13 protein-coding genes and 1 pseudogene are annotated in these 18,176 nt (G+C 42.0%); 7 read left to right on the top strand and 7 right to left on the bottom strand.

The genetic code is table 11. The features are described 5' to 3' along the window. Window positions 1-57 precede the first annotated feature (57 nt). The 3 genes from CWB77_RS15360 to CWB77_RS15350 all read right to left on the bottom strand — a co-directional run bounded on the left by CWB77_RS15360 (window position 58) and on the right by CWB77_RS15350 (window position 7,284). On the bottom strand, window positions 58-3,279 hold the full coding sequence (locus CWB77_RS15360) for a S41 family peptidase (RefSeq protein WP_138623479.1): 3,222 nt from the start codon (window positions 3,277-3,279) through the stop codon (window positions 58-60). Between the two features lie 145 nt (window positions 3,280-3,424). Then, entirely contained in the window at window positions 3,425-4,822 is a 1,398-nt protein-coding gene (locus CWB77_RS15355; protein WP_138623477.1) for a 5-methyltetrahydrofolate--homocysteine methyltransferase, read from the bottom strand. A gap of 32 nt (window positions 4,823-4,854) precedes the next feature. Beyond that, entirely contained in the window at window positions 4,855-7,284 is a 2,430-nt protein-coding gene (locus CWB77_RS15350; protein WP_138623475.1) for a TonB-dependent receptor, read from the bottom strand. Between the two features lie 332 nt (window positions 7,285-7,616). On the opposite strand from CWB77_RS15350, the gene CWB77_RS15345 reads away from it, so the two are divergent. From CWB77_RS15345 to CWB77_RS15335, 3 genes are all read left to right on the top strand, one after another. Continuing rightward, window positions 7,617-8,108 (top strand): Fur family transcriptional regulator, encoded by a 492-nt coding sequence (locus CWB77_RS15345; protein ID WP_138623473.1) that lies wholly within the window; start codon window positions 7,617-7,619, stop codon window positions 8,106-8,108. Then, window positions 8,108-8,524 (top strand): MerC domain-containing protein, encoded by a 417-nt coding sequence (locus CWB77_RS15340; RefSeq protein WP_138623471.1) that lies wholly within the window; start codon window positions 8,108-8,110, stop codon window positions 8,522-8,524. Before CWB77_RS15345 ends, CWB77_RS15340 begins: the two co-directional genes overlap by 1 nt. A gap of 73 nt (window positions 8,525-8,597) precedes the next feature. Further along, a complete protein-coding gene (locus CWB77_RS15335) occupies window positions 8,598-9,434 on the top strand; it encodes an alpha/beta hydrolase (protein WP_055012357.1) in 837 nt (278 codons plus the stop codon). A 44-nt stretch (window positions 9,435-9,478) separates the two neighbouring features. Here the strand turns inward: CWB77_RS15335 and CWB77_RS15330 are convergent, their stop codons facing one another. Together CWB77_RS15330 and CWB77_RS15325 are read right to left on the bottom strand one after the other, a co-directional pair. Beyond that, entirely contained in the window at window positions 9,479-10,381 is a 903-nt protein-coding gene (locus CWB77_RS15330) for a homocysteine S-methyltransferase family protein (protein ID WP_010392193.1), read from the bottom strand. Between the two features lie 174 nt (window positions 10,382-10,555). Next, the gene (locus CWB77_RS15325; RefSeq protein ID WP_008112798.1) at window positions 10,556-10,801 is read right to left on the bottom strand and encodes a DUF3297 family protein; all 246 of its coding nucleotides are present in this window, start codon (window positions 10,799-10,801) and stop codon (window positions 10,556-10,558) included. Window positions 10,802-11,101: 300 nt separating this feature from the next. Between CWB77_RS15325 and CWB77_RS15320 the strand changes: the two genes are divergently transcribed. The 3 genes from CWB77_RS15320 (at window position 11,102) to CWB77_RS15310 (ending at window position 15,327) form a co-directional block, all read left to right on the top strand. After that, window positions 11,102-12,691, top strand: coding sequence for an alkaline phosphatase (locus CWB77_RS15320; RefSeq protein WP_138623469.1), 1,590 nt, complete (start codon window positions 11,102-11,104; stop codon window positions 12,689-12,691). Between the two features lie 11 nt (window positions 12,692-12,702). Beyond that, window positions 12,703-14,496, top strand: a complete 1,794-nt coding sequence (locus CWB77_RS15315; RefSeq protein ID WP_138623467.1) for an alkaline phosphatase — start codon at window positions 12,703-12,705, stop codon at window positions 14,494-14,496. Window positions 14,497-14,613: 117 nt separating this feature from the next. Continuing rightward, on the top strand, window positions 14,614-15,327 hold the full coding sequence (locus tag CWB77_RS15310; RefSeq protein ID WP_138623465.1) for a hypothetical protein: 714 nt from the start codon (window positions 14,614-14,616) through the stop codon (window positions 15,325-15,327). Here CWB77_RS15310 and CWB77_RS15305 read toward each other — a convergent pair. After that, window positions 15,302-17,194, bottom strand: a complete 1,893-nt coding sequence (locus tag CWB77_RS15305) for a monovalent cation:proton antiporter-2 (CPA2) family protein (RefSeq protein ID WP_138623463.1) — start codon at window positions 17,192-17,194, stop codon at window positions 15,302-15,304. The genes CWB77_RS15310 and CWB77_RS15305 overlap by 26 nt on opposite strands. Before the next feature lie 302 nt (window positions 17,195-17,496). Between CWB77_RS15305 and CWB77_RS15300 the strand changes: the two genes are divergently transcribed. After that, window positions 17,497-18,021, top strand: a complete 525-nt coding sequence (locus CWB77_RS15300; RefSeq protein ID WP_016899006.1) for a hypothetical protein — start codon at window positions 17,497-17,499, stop codon at window positions 18,019-18,021. A 38-nt stretch (window positions 18,022-18,059) separates the two neighbouring features. On the opposite strand, the pseudogene CWB77_RS18820 reads toward CWB77_RS15300, so the two are convergent. Beyond that, window positions 18,060-18,176, bottom strand: a pseudogene (locus CWB77_RS18820) (DUF4097 family beta strand repeat-containing protein); the annotation flags it as partial.

Below are 18,176 nucleotides of genomic sequence, written 5' to 3'. Positions count from 1 at the left end.
CCCTGCAAATTTGCAGGGTTTTTTTATTGGTATTAGCTTGTTTAGCTATGCAGCAAATTAAAACTTAGAAGGTGCTGGTGGTATCACTAAGGGTTGTTTAGGATTTTCTTTAAGCTCCTTTAATAACTCTTGTACAGCACGCTCTATTGATGGATCTTGGCCTTTATAAATAAGCTCTGGACGATCAATTACTTTAATATCTGGTGCAACACCTTCGTTTTCTATGATCCAGTTACCTTTTGTGTCTAAAATACGGAATGTAGCAGCAATTACTTGTCCGCCGTCTACAAGGCTTGGGTTACCAGAAATACCAATTAAGCCACCCCATGTACGGGTACCAATTAGCTTACCTAGACCAGCCTGGCGGAAGTAGTAAGGGATTGCGTCACCACCAGAACTTGAATAGCCATTTATTAGCATGGCTTTAGGACCATTGTGCGCAAACTGCGGTGTTTTAGTTGGCTCTACACCGCGGCGTTTCCAATAGTTAAGCGGTTTACGCGCAAGCCACGTGATTATATGCTCAGGAATAAAACCACCGCCATTGTAACGGTCATCAATAATCATGGCATCTTTGGTTGTTTGCGGCATGTAGTTTTTAAACATGGCGCGGTTACCCTCATAGGCTGTATTTGGCAGGTGCACATAGCCAATACGCCCATTTGATAGCTTATTAACGTAGGCTGCACGCGAGTTAACCCAATCTAAATAACGTAGACCTTGCTCACTGGCTACCGGTTTTACTGTTACTTGCCACGCACCTTTGCTACGCGGTTTGCTGTTTAGCACTAGCTCTACTTGCTCACCTTGGGTGTTTTCAAGGAGTTCGTAAAAGTTAGCAACGTCTTTTACCGAGCGGCCATTTACCGCAATAATGTAATCGCCGTTATGTGCTTTTACGCCTGTGGTGCCAAGCGGTGAACGGAAATCGTCATGCCAGTTTTCACCTTTAAAGATTTGTTCTATTCTTGCATAACCAGATGGGTCGCTTGCAAGCTTAGCGCCTAATAAACCATGGTTTTTACATTCGGCTTTTGGCATATCGCCCGATTGCACGTAAATATGACCTGAGTTAATTTCGCCGGCAATTTCGCTAAGTACGTAATCAAGGTCGCTACGGTGGCTAATAGCATCAGCCATAGGTTGGTATTTAGCTAAAATAGCATCCCAATCTTGACCGTGGTGATTTTCGTCGTAGAACCAGTCACGCAGTGTGCGCCAGCCTTCTACGTACATTTGTTGCCACTCAGCTTGCGGGTTGATTTTAAGCGTCATTTTGCTTAAATCTAGCTTGTTGGCGTCTAGGTCTTGCTTTGGTTTAGGCTCTATTAAGCTGTAACCGCCACTTGTGCGTACAAGTAGGTGTTCGCTGTTGCTCGATATAGTGTAATTGCTAACACCTTTAGCGACTGTTTCTAGCTCACTGTCGTGCTCGGTACCTATAAGTTGTAATGCGCCATTAGCAAGAGTCAGTACGCCGTCTTTTACTGCGGTTAAGCCACGGTAATCGCCCGCTGGCGCGTTAAGATCGGTAACACGCTGCATAAAGTCGCTGCTTTGCAGTGCGTTTTTAACTTTTTTGTCGTCTTCTTTTTCGTCGTCATCGTCTTTTACAATCGTGGTTTCATCACTTTGTAAGGCAATAAGCGGTTTAACACTGTCGTTTACTGCGGCCGCATAAATACGGGTTGCACGATTAAACATGTAATCAAACTCGTAGCTACTAAATGCCAGGTTAAAGTCGCGCTCTGAGCTAAAGTAAAGGTATTGACCATCAGGCGAAAAAGTAGGGTTTTGCTCATTACTCATTTCGTCTGTTAAGCGCGTTACCTTTTCTTTTTTAAGGTTGTAGTGCCATAGCGAGGCATAACGGTTTTCGTTATTTTTAACAAATACAATGTCTTGGCTGTTAGGCGACCAAGTATATTGAGTAATGCCGTCTTCGTCGTAAATACCGGTATCAATTTTGTGTTGCTTGCCCGATTTTGCATCTAACCACCAAAGTGTGTTGTTTTTATCTGAAAACAACAATTTAGAGCTATCTGGTGACCAAATGGGCGTAAAGCGCCAAATAGTGCCATTGCTAGTGAGTTGCTTAATAGCATTATTTTTACTGCGATCTTTTAAGTAAATTTCGTACTCGCCGCTTTCATCGCTCATGTAGGCTATGTAGCGCCCATTTGGTGACCAGCTTGCATCTATTTCGCGGCTTTTTTCTGTGTAAGATAAGTTGCGTGTAGGCCCTTGTTTAATTGGTACACTAAATAGCTCACCACGGGCAGTAAATACAGCGCGTTTACCATCGTGAGAGAGCGACATAGAATCAATAAAATCGCTAACATTTTTGCTATACGGCATTGCGTACTGGCGCACGCCAGCAATGTTAATGCTTAGCTTAGCGCTTTCTTGTGTTTTTGCGTCAAAGCGATATAAATAACCGCCGTTTTCATAAACAATCGCATTTGGGCCAGCTGAGGGCCAAAGTACGTCAAAGTTTTTATAGTTGGTAAGTTTTTTTGGTTCGCTGCCTTTGCGGTACTGATAAAGGTTTAGCGTGTAATCACGGTCAGACACAAAGTAAATATCGTCACCAACCCAAGTTGGTTGCTGGTCGGTTGCACGGTTTGTAGTTAGTTGTTCTGATGTGTTTTTTTCTAAATCATAAATCCATACATCTTGCGCACGACCACCACGAGTACGTTTCCACGTACGAAATTCTCGATCAATTGGCGTATAAACATATTTGCTGCCATCTGGAGATAGCATGCCGCCACCAGTTTCTGGAATCGCTAATGGCTGTTCAAGTCCGCCATCTGCAGGAACCATGTAAGGGCGACCCATACGTTTCCCCCATGGTGTGCGGTTAGCTCTAAATACCACATTTTTACCGTCGGCGGTCCAATCTAAAACGCGGTAATCAAAACCTCCACGCGGTGGCATTGGGCCAACGTCATTATAATAAGTAAGTTGCTTTAGGTTTGAACCGTCACTGTTGATCACATAAATTTGTCGGCTACCGTTATACTCGGCTGAAAATGCAATGCGCTTACCGTCAGGGGAAAACTTAGGAAATGTTTCAAAGCCAATATGGTCGGTTAAGCGTTTGCTTTCGCCTGTTTGCGTATTCGCAATATAAATATCGCCACTGTAGACAAAGGTAACGGTTTGGTTATGGATATCTGGAAAGCGAAGTAAACGAGTGTCTTTAGTCTCATAGGCCGATACACCCGGCGCGATTGCTGCAGCCAAGGCAAGAGCCAATGTTGTTAGTTTTTTCATGGAATTACATCCTATATTAATAGCGATCCCATCATAACAATAAGGTGCAAAATAGCGATGCACTTACGATAAAAGGTCTGTTACAAAATGTGAATAAAAAAGGTTGGCAAAAAGCGCCAACCTTTAAGTAAATACAGATATAAAATTAATGTACGTGGTCGTGCTCTTCCTCTTGTGCAATACCTAACCAAGTGATCGCGGCTGGTGGGAATGTAAGTTCTAGTTCACCTTCAATCTCTAAGTCTTCTAGGTGTACTTGCACAACGTGTTGGGCTATTGGGTCGGCTACGTAAGCAAACTGACCATTTTGCGCTACTGTCATACTAAACTTCATGCCTTCAGGCATAGTTGTTACATCTTCTTGTGTAATATCAACTTGACCTGCTAGCTCCCAGTGTATGTGATCGTCGTGCGCATGCGCCTCAAGCACGTTTAAAAAACCAAGGCTGTCTAAAACTAAAAAGTGCTCACCGTTGGCAGAAAAAGAGTAAGAAACAGCGCTTGCGCCATCAGCTAGTTGCCATTCAAATTCTTCCATTTCAGCTTTCGCAGGATTTATACTCACAATCACAGCAGGGCCGCCGCCGTGACCAGATGCAACACCAATAAAGGTTTCGCTGCCCTCATGGCCGTATATACTACCAATGCGTAAGTCGCCGACGGCATCAATATTTATTACTTTTTCAGCGTGATATTCGTCATCATGCTGGTGGGCTAATAGCACACCGTCACTACAGCCGAACGCTACGTAATCATGGTTTTGTGCTGCGCCGTGCAAATCAGGGCATGTAAGTTCTAGCGTTTGTTCAAGTTCGTATTCGCCATCATGAAAATGATAAACACCCACTTGGTCAGGCAGGATTTTAGCGTTTGATGTACTTTGAGCATCATCGCGGCGAAGGGTCGCTAATAAGTGCTCACCACGCGGCTCTGCTACACCATGCATATTAATGTCGTAACTAATACCAGGTAAGGTCGCTGTTGCGTTTGTTATGTCGTTATCTGTTAATACTTCAACAGACGCAGTTGTGCCTGATGCTGCATCACCATCATAAAATACCGCTAACTGACCATCGTGCTTTACCAAGTGAGTAGGGCGACTGCCGCTAGTTAGCTCATAACTGCTAAACTCAGGGCTTTGTTCGTAATCATGAAGGTGTGCGCCGTGATCTTCACGCCATAAGCCACCGTCTATAAAGCCGAGGTAATCTTGAGCGCGGCTAGCAATCACGGCATAACGAAAGTCAGGCGACGACGATAGCGTGTTTGAATCATTAGTAAGAGTAAATGTATCAAGAAGCTCATTGTCGTCTAAGTCGAAAAAGTTCGCTTCGTTGCTATCGCCAGCAAGTATCGCAAGCCTACCTAATGAATCAATAGTGTATTCATCACCGTGGTCGCCACCATCGCCATGATCGTGGCCGTCATCAGGTACTTCTATTGGGTCTTTTTCAACAATGTTTGTTTCTGCATCACCACAAGCGGTGATTAATGTGCTGCTTATTGCCAGTGCAATTAATTTTAATTTGAATAGTTTAGTCATGTTAATTTCCTTTATTTATAATTTTTTAGCGCTTAAAAGTAACCGCGAATACCTAGTGCAAAGCTACGACCTGGACGTGGCGCTATATTCTTTAAAAATGAGCTATGCACGCGCGCTTCTGTGTCTGTTAAGTTAGTACCTCGTAGATACACAGACACATCTTGATTTAGCACTGATAAGTCATATGAAACGCTGGCATCAAGCATGGTGTAGCCGTTTGTAGCTGTTTCTTCTGGTGCTGTGCGGTCTTGCTCTTGATAGCGAGTTACGTGGAGGTGCGCACTCAGCTTATTTGTTTGGTAGCTAAACTCAGTACCAAAACGTAGCGGTGGTGTGCGTGGTAAATCGCCACCGTCTTTAAGGCGTGCACGAACGTAATCTGAGAATAAATCTACTTTAAATTCATTGGTTAACTGCCATGCAACTTGGGCTTCAAAGCCATGTAAAATTACGTCATCTGTTTTAAATAAATAAACTGGGAGTTCAGATGAGTGATCATGCTCGTCACCGTGGTCATGATTATGCTCATCACCATGGTCGTGGCCGCTTTCGGCGTATAGGCCTGTGTCGATTTGGTAATAATAATTGTCGACTTGGTTGTAGAAAGCATTAAGAATGAAACCGATATCACCTTGGGTTTTACGAAACGTTAAATCAATATTGTTTGCTGTTTCTAGGTCAAGCGCTTGCTCAGATAAACCAAAATGGCCGTCTTCATGAATATCAAATAGTGCGCCTACTTCATAAGTACCAGTTCCAATGTGAGGGCCGAATGATAATAGCTCCGACACCGAAGGAGCACGCTCAGAACGAGATACCGACAAGCCTAAGTTGTAGCTAGGTGCAAAATCCCACACGACACCTGTTGATAAACTAACTGGTGTGAATTCTTGTTCTACGTCAAATACGCGAGTATTGCCGGCATGTTCTTCATGAGCATGATCGTCATGAACACCGGTGTCATTGTGTGCGTGTGCATCAATGTTAGGTAGTAACACGTTATCAGCATCGATGGTTACCCGTTCAACTCGGCCACCTAATTGCACTAAAAAGTCACCAAAGTGTTTTTCTTCCATCAGTGCTATAGCAAAGCTTTGTGTTTGTGACGGTGGTGTGAATGCCTCAGAGCCTTGCGCTTCAACATCACTGTGTTTGTAATGAAAGCTCAAACCACCATTCCACTGCGCAAACGGGTTATGCATTAAGTCTACGCGTAACTCATTGGTTTCATTTTCAAACGTGGTACCCACTGCGCCATGTTCAATTTCAGCATGTTCGTAATCTGTAAAACCTGCGCGCAGGTTTACTCTATTAAGCCATTTGTTATCAAGGTTATATTCACCTAGCAACTGCACTTTAGTTTGCTCTAAGTCGGCATATACGCTTTCCTCAGCGCTATTAACATCTTCGCCACCATGGGTGTGGCCTGGAATGCCGTATTGACGATTAAATTGCTCAACAGCTATACCTACAAAACCTTGGTCAAATAGATAGCTAGTACCTAAGGTGAAGCCGTCAGACTCTTCATTACTATTTGCAACGGTGTAATCGCCACTATGCTCTTCATGGTCATGGTCATGGTCATGGTCATGGTCATCGTTGGCTAATTCAGCGGCCACAGGGATTTCATAGTCATCAGCTTCACGCCAAAAGGCATCAGCATAAAATGCAAAAGAATCAGTGCCAGTAGTGGCATTAAATGAGGCGATTTTTTGATTATCAACAGAGTTGTGCTCTACATTCCACTCACCGCGAGTAGTGCTATCTGTTGGCACCCGATTATCAACTACATTAACCACACCACCAATGGCGCCGCTGCCATAAAATAATGTGGCAGGGCCACGTAATACTTCGATTTGTTTTGCGGTTGATGCCTCTGATGCGACTGAGTGATCAGGGCCAACGCGCGAAACATCACTGACATCAAGGCCATTTTGTGTAATTAGAACACGCGGCCCGCTTAAGCCACGAATAATAGGAGTACTGGCTACTTTTGCATGAAAGTTAGTATTAACCCCCGGGAGTTTTTCAAGGCTATCGCCAAGGGTTGCAGCTTGCTGCCGTCTTAATTGTTCGCCAGATAACACGCTAACGGGAGACGAGGATTCCATTGCCGACATGTGAATAGGCGTTGCTTCAATATCAATTACTTCAATGGGTGAACGTTCTAAGTTAAAGGTAATTGACTGGCCTTTATCATCACTAAATGTGATATCTCGATGCAGATGGGCATAACCAGGGGCGGTAATATGAAGTTCTTTTAAACCACTTTTTAAATCAGTTATTACGAACTTACCGCTTGCATCTGTTACTGCTGTTATATCTGAGCCTTCAACTTCTACAGTTGCATTAGTCACCACTTTACCTTGGTTGTTTAGAACAACACCTTCGATGGTATTTGCAAGTGCATTTGTTGGTAGTAGGGCTGCTATAAACAAAGCTAATTGAGATTTTCGTGTCATTTGAATTCCTTTGCGAATGTTATATTGTATCAATTGTGCTTGAAATGTTATATTGTATCAATAGTTAATTAACTAAAAATCACTCAGGATATATAATTTGGCTACTTCACCTACATAACTTAAGTTGAATTTTTATTTAAATTCAGTGCGTTAAGTGTTTCTGTCATTGTTTAGGTGTTATTCGTGGGGGATCTGTTTGCTGTAAAGCAAAAGTTAGTTGTTACATTTATTTATCTCTAGTTAATAAATTTTTAGATAAAACCACAGCGGAGGCATTGAGCAACAAGGATGGCAAAGTTAAAACATCAGCCCACTACATTAGAGTGGGTAATATGAAAAAGCAGCAATTTAAAGAGATGATGGGCTTTGCGATAAAAAGATGTGAAGCCTTTGAAAAAAAATTAACGCCAAAACGTCAGCAGGTATTTGAAATTCTATTGAAAGCAAATAAACCTTTGTCTGCTTATGAGTTAACAGATCAATTTAATAAGCAAATAAATACACCGATTTTGGCAATGTCCGTTTATCGGATATTAGGTTTTTTAGAGTCGGTAGGTCTGGTACATAGATTAAAGTTAGAAAATAAGTTTATACCGTGCAGTCACGTTAATGATGATAGAGAGCATCAACTATCGATGTTTTTAATTTGTAGCTCTTGTAATAAAGCAAGTGAGGTGAATGACCTTAACAATTCGGTTAAATCTTTGTTTAGGGAACTGAAAATGAAAGGGTTTACGCCAGCAACTTCGCAATTAGAAATCTCAGGTGTTTGTTTTGGGTGCCAGCAAAGTACCGCTAACACAATTAAAAAGAAGGATAAATAATGAAGCTGACTCAAACGACAGCAGATAAGTTTGCCATTGGGCTTTCGTTAATGTGCACGGTACATTGTTTTGCAACATCGGTTATTTTAGCGCTGTTGCCAAGCCTTGCTGTACTACAAATAAATGCTGAACAGTTTCACTTATGGGTTCTTGCTGTAGTATTACCAACAAGCTTATTAGCTTTGAGCTTAGGCTGTAAAAAGCACAAACGTACACGTTATATGGCGTGTGGAGTTGTTGGTCTAGCTTGTTTGATAATTGCAGTATTGCTAGGTCAAGAAGAGGCCGAAAAAGCGCTCACTTTAATTGGCTCCGCTTTTATCGCACTAGCCCATTGGTTTAATTACCAACAGTGTTTTAAAAAGAATAACGAAAATTGCCCCTGTTCAGGTGATAAATCAGATCAACTTGTTTAACACTGCCAGTGTTAAAAATAGCGACTATGTGGCATTGTAATTATAAATATCGTTTTTTAGGTAAACTAATTTAGTGAATACTGCTTTAAGGCTTTTGCTGTTACTTTGTGTTTTCATCTGTTTTAAATTAAGCGCAAATACCCCCTACGAGATCCCTAGAAGTAGTGTTATTGAGCTCACCGAACCCGCTACCAAGCGGGTGTATCCTATTTTTATCCAGCTACCTAAGTCATATGTAAAGGAGCCTAATAAAACGTATCCTGTTATTTATTTAACCGATGCGCCGTATGCATTTCCTATCGTTGCCGGTGCCACACGGTTTCCAATGAATAGCGGCAAAATGCAACAGGCTATTATTGTGGCGATCAGCTATGAAAAAGGCTCAAGAGGAGCTAGTAGTCGAGTTAGGGATTATACGCCCACTCAATCCCTGAGCTGGAAAAAACAAACCGGTAACGCTAAAAATCATGCACTGTTTTTAAAAAATACTGTGCTGCCGTTTATCGAAAAAAGTTACCGAGCAAGCAACACGCAAAGAACGTATATAGGTAACTCGTTGGGCGGTTTATTTGGCGCCGCTGTTTTATTTACGATGCCTGAGCTATTTAGCAATTATATTATTGGCAGCCCGTCGGTTTGGTTTGATAATAATGCACTGCTAGCGTTAAAAGCGAATAAGCCCCAAATACCAATAAAGGTTTATGTATCTGTTGGGGCAAAGGAAACTCCAGCCTTTGGTGAAGGGCAAAATATGGTTGAAGGCGCAGCGCAACTTGTGAAAAAAATTAATGCGCTCAATAGTGATAATATAAAATTAAAAAGTATTGTTATTGAAGGGGCACAGCATGCGACCGCATTCCCAACCACCGCAATACAAGGGCTTGATTGGGTATTGGGAAGCAGTCAATAAGCTCGCAATGGATTTTCGATGCTTTTATAGTTAAATAATTGATATTAAATCGCTTTAATGTCGCTTTTCCACTTTACCAGCGCTGCTATAAATTCGGGGCCAATACCACAGCAGCCGCCAATAATTGTTGCGCCTAGGCTATGCCATTGTTTAGCAAATGCTACATACTCAGCAGGTGATAAATCGCGGTAACCTTGCGAGCCTTCATTGGCTTTATAATCACTGGCGATTGGTGTAAAACCATTCGCAAATGCCCCTAAATCAACATGTTTATTTTGCTGTTTTAGCACGCGATTAGTGTCGCGCAGCGCTTGTTCAATAACCTCGGGAATAGAGCAGTTAAAGAATATGCCCGCTATTTTATATTCGAGTAGTGCTAGGATAGCGTCTGATACTAATTCACCAGAGCGTAATGTCGCTTGTTCGCTTACTTCATCACTTAGGGTAAATGCGTAATAACATGGCTTGTTTGAATTCTTCAGTACGCTTGCCATTACCCGCGCTTCTTCAATGTTTGATATGGTTTCACCAATCCAGATATCTACATATTCGTCTTGTGCTTTATACAGGGTATCTAAAATAGTAAATGCGCGATCACTTTGGAAAAAATCAGCACGATACGAGCCAAAGGCAGGAGGCAGTGAACCGGCAACGAGTACCGTTTGCTTTGCGTTTTGAGTCACCTTTTTTGCAATAACCGCTGCCTGCTCAGCAAGCGCAGCACCTTTTGCTTGGTAAAGCGTTTCACCCAAGTGAAAGGGGACACATGCATAGCTGTTAACAGTAATTATTTCAGCGCCAGCATCTATAAAACCTTGGTGTGCTTGGGTTACACATTGCGGTGCTTCTATTAAAGCTTGCGCACTCCACAGTGGCTGTGAAAACGGCGCGCCCATGCGTTTGAGTTCACGACCCATGCCGCCATCTAATATTATTAACTTGCTCATAATGGACTTCTATACGTCTAAATAATTAAAGCTATTCAAACATACTTTTTGAAAATTCATAATGAAACTTCATCAGGTTGAGTATGAAAAAAGTTCAACATGTTAAAGCTGTTTTTAAAAGGCACAAAAAAAGCGACTACCCAAAGGTGTCGCTTTGTTTTAATAAGGCTTAGCTTACTTATAAAAGGCTTCTACAGTGCCTTTTACTTTCATAAGTAATGGCTGACCACGACGGTCTAGCGCTTTAGGCGCTGCTACTTTAATCCAACCTTCGCTGATGCAGTATTCTTCAACGTCAAAACGCTCTTTACCGTTAAGAGTAATACCGATTTCATGTTCAAATACTTCTTCTACATAAAATTTGCTACGTGGGTTAATAGACAGTTGATTAGGTAATTCTGGTTTGTTTGTATCAGTCATAATAGTGATCTGCGTTGAATTAATTATGCGCTATTGTAGGCAATAGCTGGCTTATGCTCAAGCAAGAGATCAATAAACTAATATATTGTGATGTGCTTTTATAGAGCTGTTACATATATTATGAGAAGGGTTAAGCAGTCGATGGAAATACAAAGTAGGTGTTATTGATATAAAATTTGGCTGTCACCTTCTTGTCATTAAAATTACCTTTATTAGTAACATCTATTTCCTATAGTGCAGCGGTTGATGTTTTTGAGCTCACAGTTTTTAAAAATAACCACTACATAATGGGAATTACGGATGAAAATTAAAAAAGTCGCTGCGGCAATCGCACTCACCTGTGCGTTTAGTGCCGTTAGTCATGCCAATGTTCTACCGCAAAGTCAAAAAGACAGCAGCTGGTACAGTGCCGCACAAACAAAACTAACAACTAAAACAACGCAAGCACAAGCGGTTAAAAGCACCAAAGCTAAAAATGTAATTTTATTTGTTGGCGATGGCATGGGTATTTCTACCTTAACAGCGGCGCGTATTTTACAAGGTCAACGAAACAACCAGCTCGGTGAAGAAGGCTATTTAAGCTTTGAAAAATTCCCGTATTCAGCACAAGTTAAAACCTACAATGTTGACGCACAAACGCCAGATTCAGCAGGCACTATGACAGCAATGATCTCAGGGGTAAAAACCGATGTGGGTGTTATTGGGGTTGATGAGAAGGTTGAACGAGGTAACTGTACAACGGCTATCGGTAATGAACTATTAACAGCCACGGAGCTGGCTGAAATTAAAGGCTTAGCTACCGGTGTTGTTTCAACTGCACGTATCACTCATGCGACACCGGGTGCAACGTATGCTAAATCAGCTGATCGCAACTGGGAAGATATCTCAGACATGCCAGAGGCAGCAGTTAATGCAGGCTGTGAAGATATTGCCTCACAGCTAGTTAACTTTGAAAAAAACCTAGAAGCGCGTTTTATAGGTACCGATGTTGATGGCTTAGACTTTGTAATGGGTGGCGGCCGTCGTCACTTTTTACCTAAAGATGCATCTGCAAATTCAAATGATGCAATGAGCGCCGTAGAAGGCGATCGTACTGATGAGCGCAACCTTGTTACTGAGTGGCAAACACAATATCCAAATGGCACTTATGTGATGGATCAAGCTGGGTTTGATGCTATTGCCGATGATGCAACCCAAGTCTTTGGCTTATTTAACGAATCGCACATGCAATACGAAGCTGACCGTGCCAACGATATAGCTGGTGAGCCGTCGCTTACCGATATGACAACCAAAGCGATTGATGTACTGGGTAAAAACGAAAAAGGCTTTTTCTTAACCGTAGAGTCGGGCCGTATTGACCATGCTCACCATGCGGGTAATGCTTTTAACGCACTTAACGACACTATTGAATTTGCAAAAGCCGTTCAAGCTGCCGTTGATAGCACCGACCCTGAAGAAACGCTTATTTTAGTTACAGCCGATCACAGCCATGTGTTTACTATTGCAGGTTACCCGAAACGTGGTAACCCAATTTTAGGTAAAGTGGTTGGTGTTGGCCAAACTACACCAACGCTAGCTGCTGATAACATGCCATACACCACAGTAGGTTATGCAAATGGCCTCGGTTTTAGAAACTTAGTTGATGAAACGGATGCAGATGCAAGCTATGAAACAGCTGCGGTTGCAGGACGTGTTGAGCTAAATGGTGTTGATACAAATACGCCAGGTTTTCACCAAGAGGCTACTGTTCCACTTGGCTCTGAAACGCATGCAGGTGAAGATATTTCATTGCATGCAATGGGCCCAGGTGCTCACCTTGCTCAAGGTGTTATAGAACAAAACGTTGTATTTCATTTAATTAATCAAGCTCTTGAACTAACTCAGCAATAATGGCGGCTCACATGAATAAATTAACAGTACTTTCTTTAGCAGTAATGGTCGCATTAACTGGGTGTTCGAGTGATGACGACAAAAACAGTAATAATATTTTAGCGGTAGATAACCAAATCGCAGTAGGCTCAGCACAATGTGTTAATGGCGGCGTAGAAACGCAAAGCGGTGTTGATACCAATACTAATGGGCAATTAGAGAGCAGCGAAGTAACGCACACTAACTTAGTATGTAACGACCCAGCTACCTCATTAACGAGTGAACAGCTCGCTTCATTAAGTAATAATGCTTGGTTTAGCGACGCACAAACTAAACTTGCTAGTGCGCAAGATGCAGCAAGTAAGGTAGTAACAGAGTCAGGTAAAGCGAAAAACGTGATCTTATTTGTTGGTGATGGTATGGGTATTTCTACCATAACGGCAGCGCGTATTTTAGCGGGGCAATTGCAGGGTGAAATGGGTGAAGATCACCAATTAAGCTTTGAAACTATGCCGTATTCTGGGTTTGTAAAAACTTATAACGTAGATGCACAAACACCTGATTCTGCCGGTACGATGACAGCAATGGCCTCTGGTGTAAAAACCGATGTGGGTGTAATTGGTATTGATGAAGCAGTTGAGCGTGGTAATTGTGCATCAGGCAAAGGGCATGAGCTTGTTACTTCGTTAGAGCTTGCTGAAATTGCTGGTAAATCTACCGGTATTGTTTCTACGGCACGTATTACCCATGCAACGCCTGCGGCAACTTATGCTAAGTCGGCTGATCGTAACTGGGAAGATATTTCAGATATGCCAGCTTCAGAGTCAGCCAATTGTGAAGATATTGCTTCACAGCTGGTTAATTTTGAAAAGAACTTAGAAGCCCGTTTTAGTGGTGTTGATGTAGACGGAATCGAAGTGGTTATGGGTGGCGGGCGTCGTCATTTTTTACCTAAAGATGCAGCCTTTAATTCTGCAGATGCGGTGAGTGCTGTTGAAGGCGACCGTACTGATGCGCGTAATTTAGTGACAGAATGGCAAACAACTTACCCGACTGGTACTTACGTAATGGATCAAGCTGGGTTTGATGCCATTAGCGATGATGCCACAAAGGTATTTGGTTTATTTAACGAATCGCACATGCAATACGAAGCAGACCGCGGTAACGATATCGCTGGTGAGCCTTCGCTATCGCAAATGACCGAAAAAGCTATTAATGTTTTAGATAACAATGATAAAGGCTTTTTCTTAACAGTTGAGTCGGGCCGTATTGATCACGCCCACCATGCGGGTAACGCTTACAATGCATTAAACGACACTATTGAGTTAGCGAATGCAGTAAAAGTGGCGATGGAAAATACTAACCCAGAAGAAACACTAATCGTGGTCACGGCCGATCACAGCCATGTATTTACCATTGCGGGTTACCCTAAGCGTGGTAACCCAATATTGGGTAAAGTGGTTGGTGTAGGCCAAACAGAGCCAAGTTTAGCTGCCGATGATATGCCTTATACTACGGTTGGTTACACTAATGGTGGTGGCTTTAGAGACTTAGGCAATGAAACCGATGCAGATGAAGGATATAACTTTGCACCCGTTACAGGGCGCGTTGATTTAAGCAATGTTGATACTACAACGCCGGGCTTTCACCAAGAAGCACTTGTGCCACTATCATCAGAAACCCATGCGGGTGAAGATGTGGGTGTGTATGCAACCGGACCTGGTGCCCACTTAGTGACTGGAACTAATGAGCAAAGCTTTTTATTCCATGTAATGGACTTTGCCGCAGATTTTGTAAAAGCGGCGGATGAAAAAGTAGCGCAATAAATTAACTAGCAAAACAAACAGCCCGCACACTGTGCGGGCTTTTTTGTGTCATACAAATGCCATTATTAAGCGTTATTTTAGAGTCATAAAGTAATGTTTAACTAAGAGATTACCCCAATGAAAAAGTTATTATTTATATTCTCAGCACTGGCCAGCACGAGTACGCTCGCTCAGCAGTGCGACATTGATGCTGCGCAACTAAAAGCCGACTATAAAATTACCAATCAGCACAAATCGCAGCACAGCACCCAGTCACTTACTCTTTGGCGAAACAATCAGCAAGTGGCTCATCAAAGTGAAACACTAACCGAGCTTTGGCAGCAGCTAAGTAATAACCAGCTTCGTCCTATTCGTTACTTTAATGCCGAACAACGCGGTATTGAGTACCAACCATCGGAGGTACGTGGAGTGCAAAATTGGAGTGCTAAAAGTCAGCTGGTGGATAACCATTTAATTGCAAAAATGACCCTAGTAAGTTCACAAGGTGAGGGTTGTAATGAGGTAAAAAATTATGTGCTTAATGAGGGCGATAACCAATTTAAGCTGGCTTTTCTCCCGCAAGCAAAATTAGTTAAAACTTTTAGTGTGACCAATAAAAAAAGTGATACTCAAACCTTGCTTAGCTTAAATGATGTAAACAGTGATACACCTGCAATTAAGGCTCAGTTTGCAAAATGGGATAACTTTCAAACCACCGATTACGCGGATATTGGCGATAACGAAAGCGATCCATTTTTAGCTAAAATGATTAACCTAGGTTTTATAGAGCACGGCGCTACCGGTTTTTATAACCAGCAAGGCGAAGCTATTCAAGGTGGGCATCATCATTAGCGTTTTTTGGCTTAATCGTGCTCTCGGTTAAGCCATTTTTATAGTCGTTGGCGTCACAGGTATTTAAGTTTTGCCGTGCTTGTTTATCTTGTTGTAATACTTGCTTTAAATCCTCCATACGCTGACGCACAGCCACACCATAACTGGCATCATCACCCCATAGTTCGGCAAGTTGCAGTACCGCTGCACGGTCGTGATCTCTAAATAATTTACCAGCACGTTCAGCATCTTCTTTGCTATTACCAAGCAATTGCAACGATTCTATGGCTAAGTTTATGGCTGAGTCGACGGTTTCGCGGTTAAATGCATCTACTTTTAAATTAAGTAATTGGTATGCATGGCGGCGATCTATGGCACGCGCTACTATTTTTAATTGTGGATAGTTTTTATGCGCCAGCTTAATAATCTCAATGGTTTTATCAGGGTTATCAATTGCAACAACCAGCATTTGTGCTGTGTGCGCGCCTGCTGCTTCAAGCAGTTCTTGGCGTGCTGCATCACCATAAAATACGGTATTACCAAAGCGGCGCAGCAGTTCTATTTGGCTTGGGCTGTGATCAAGTACGGTAATTTCGTAGCCTTGCGCATGTAATAAACGTCCCATTATTTGCCCAAAACGGCCATATCCGGCAATGATCACATGTTTTGCTGTGCTTATTTGTTCTGGTTTATCAAACTCGGGCTTAGTGCTACTACTTCGTTTTTGTAGTTGTTCATAAAACATCAGGAGTAAAGGGGCTATTAGCATAGATACCGCAACCACTAAGGTCACTAGGCTGGTTTGCTCTGGAGTTAAAATACTTAATGTGGTGGTCACGCTTAAAAGTACAAACGCAAATTCTCCACCTTGTGCGAGTGCTAGAGTAAACAAGAGTTTTTGCTTTGAGCTGATATTAAATGTGACAGCAAGGGCAAATAAAATGCAGGCTTTAATGACAATTAATAACACCACTAAGGCAATCACGATACTGAACTGGTTAAACAGCAATTCAAAATTAATTGATGCGCCAACCGTGATAAAAAATAACCCCAGTAATAAGCCTTTAAAGGGCTCTATATCGGCTTCTAGCTCGTGTCTAAATTCACTTTCGGCCAATACAACACCGGCTAAAAAAGTACCGAGTGCGGGTGATAAGCCAATACTTTGCATCACTAGCGAAATAGCCACCACTAAAAACAATGCAAAAATTGTGAATATTTCACGCATGTGGGTTTGCGCGATGTATCTAAACAGTGGTGCCGATACATATTTACCGCCAGCAATAATAGCGGCAATAACCGCAACAGAAACCCCTACTTGTTGCCAAATAGGCCAGCTAGCAATGATGGAGTCGTTAATGTCTTTTGAGTTACCTTGTGGTGCAAAAGCGAGTAAGGGGAGCAGCGCTAAAATAGGAATAATGGCGATATCTTGAAATAATAAAACTGAAAATGCATTTTGTCCGGCCTCTTGCTTTAACCAGCCTTTTTCTTCAAGGCTTTGCAGCACAATAGCCGTTGAAGATAGCGCGAGCATTAAGCCTATAGCCAGTGCGGTTTGCCAATGCATAGCAAAAAACCAATAACAAAAAGCAAAAATAGCTGCTGCACTTAATACTACTTGTAATCCGCCAAGCCCTAAAATTGAGTGGCGCAGAGTCCACAAACGCGAAGGTTGCAGTTCAAGGCCGACCAAAAATAGCATCATCACTACGCCAAATTCGGCAAAGTGCATTACATCGGTTTGGTCACCTACAACTCCTAATGCATATGGGCCTATCAAAATGCCGGCAATTAAATAACCCAGCACAGAGCCAAGCCCAAGTCGTTTTGCTATGGGAACTGCAACGATAGCGGCGGCTAAGTAAATTAAAGCAATTTCTAGCATGGGGTGCTCTCTTGAGGTTAGGAGTTATTTATATTTTGATACTACTATAAATTAAGTTTGAGTTAATTGTGAAAGAAACATTATTAACGCATACTAATCCGCAATACTATTTAATCATTTGAAGGGGTAAACCAGATGTTAGTTGCGTTAAAAACTTCTCTTTTAGAACAACTAAATAACAATGTTTTACCTTGCTATCGACACGATTGCCCTCCCTCAAAATAGTTCACTTAATTAAGCGAATTGGTATTACTTTATTGTGTACCATTAAATTTAATAATATGTTTTTTATAGGAACTAAAATGAGTATTAAGCTGCTTTTAAAAATTATGCTGACCACTGTGTTTGCTGCGGTATTTACACAAACGGTGCAAGCTCAACAGTACAAGGTTGAGTTTGAACCACAGCGAGCTGAGCTTGAACAGCAAATTACTGGTGATGAATTTAATGACTATTTAGTTAGTGCAAAAGCAGGTGATATTCTGAATGTGACCCTGACTCCTTCAAATTTAAGTAACTACTTTAATATTTTGCCCTTAGACAGTAATGAAGCCGTATTTATTGGCTCAATAGAAGGGCATGAAGCTAAATATCAACTCAGCACAGATGGAGATTATATTGTGCGAGTTTATTTAATGCGTAATGCAGCGAGACGTGGTGAAACAAGTGATTATAAGTTAACCATCATTAAACATGCAGGTGTAGCCGTGCCTGTAAAAACTATGCACCCAAGCTGGGATAGCGATGGCGATGGAATAAATGATTGTGAAAACGATGGCAGCTGTGACCACACTATTGATTATACAAAGCCAAAAACGGTCAATTAATTGACCGTTTTATATAATTCGAAAGCAAAATTAGATTATTAGTCTAGCTTTACTGAACCAGAGATATTATCGATGCTAACATCGCCAGAGCCTGCTTCTGTAATAGTTAGCCCTTTAGCGTGATTAACGCGAATATCGCCAGAGCCATCTTCAAT

Source organism: Pseudoalteromonas sp. S1610, assembly GCF_005887465.1.
GTDB lineage: Bacteria > Pseudomonadota > Gammaproteobacteria > Enterobacterales > Alteromonadaceae > Pseudoalteromonas > Pseudoalteromonas undina.
The sequence above is the reverse complement of the archived record's forward strand: the minus strand, read 5'-3'. Positions and strand labels throughout refer to the sequence as shown.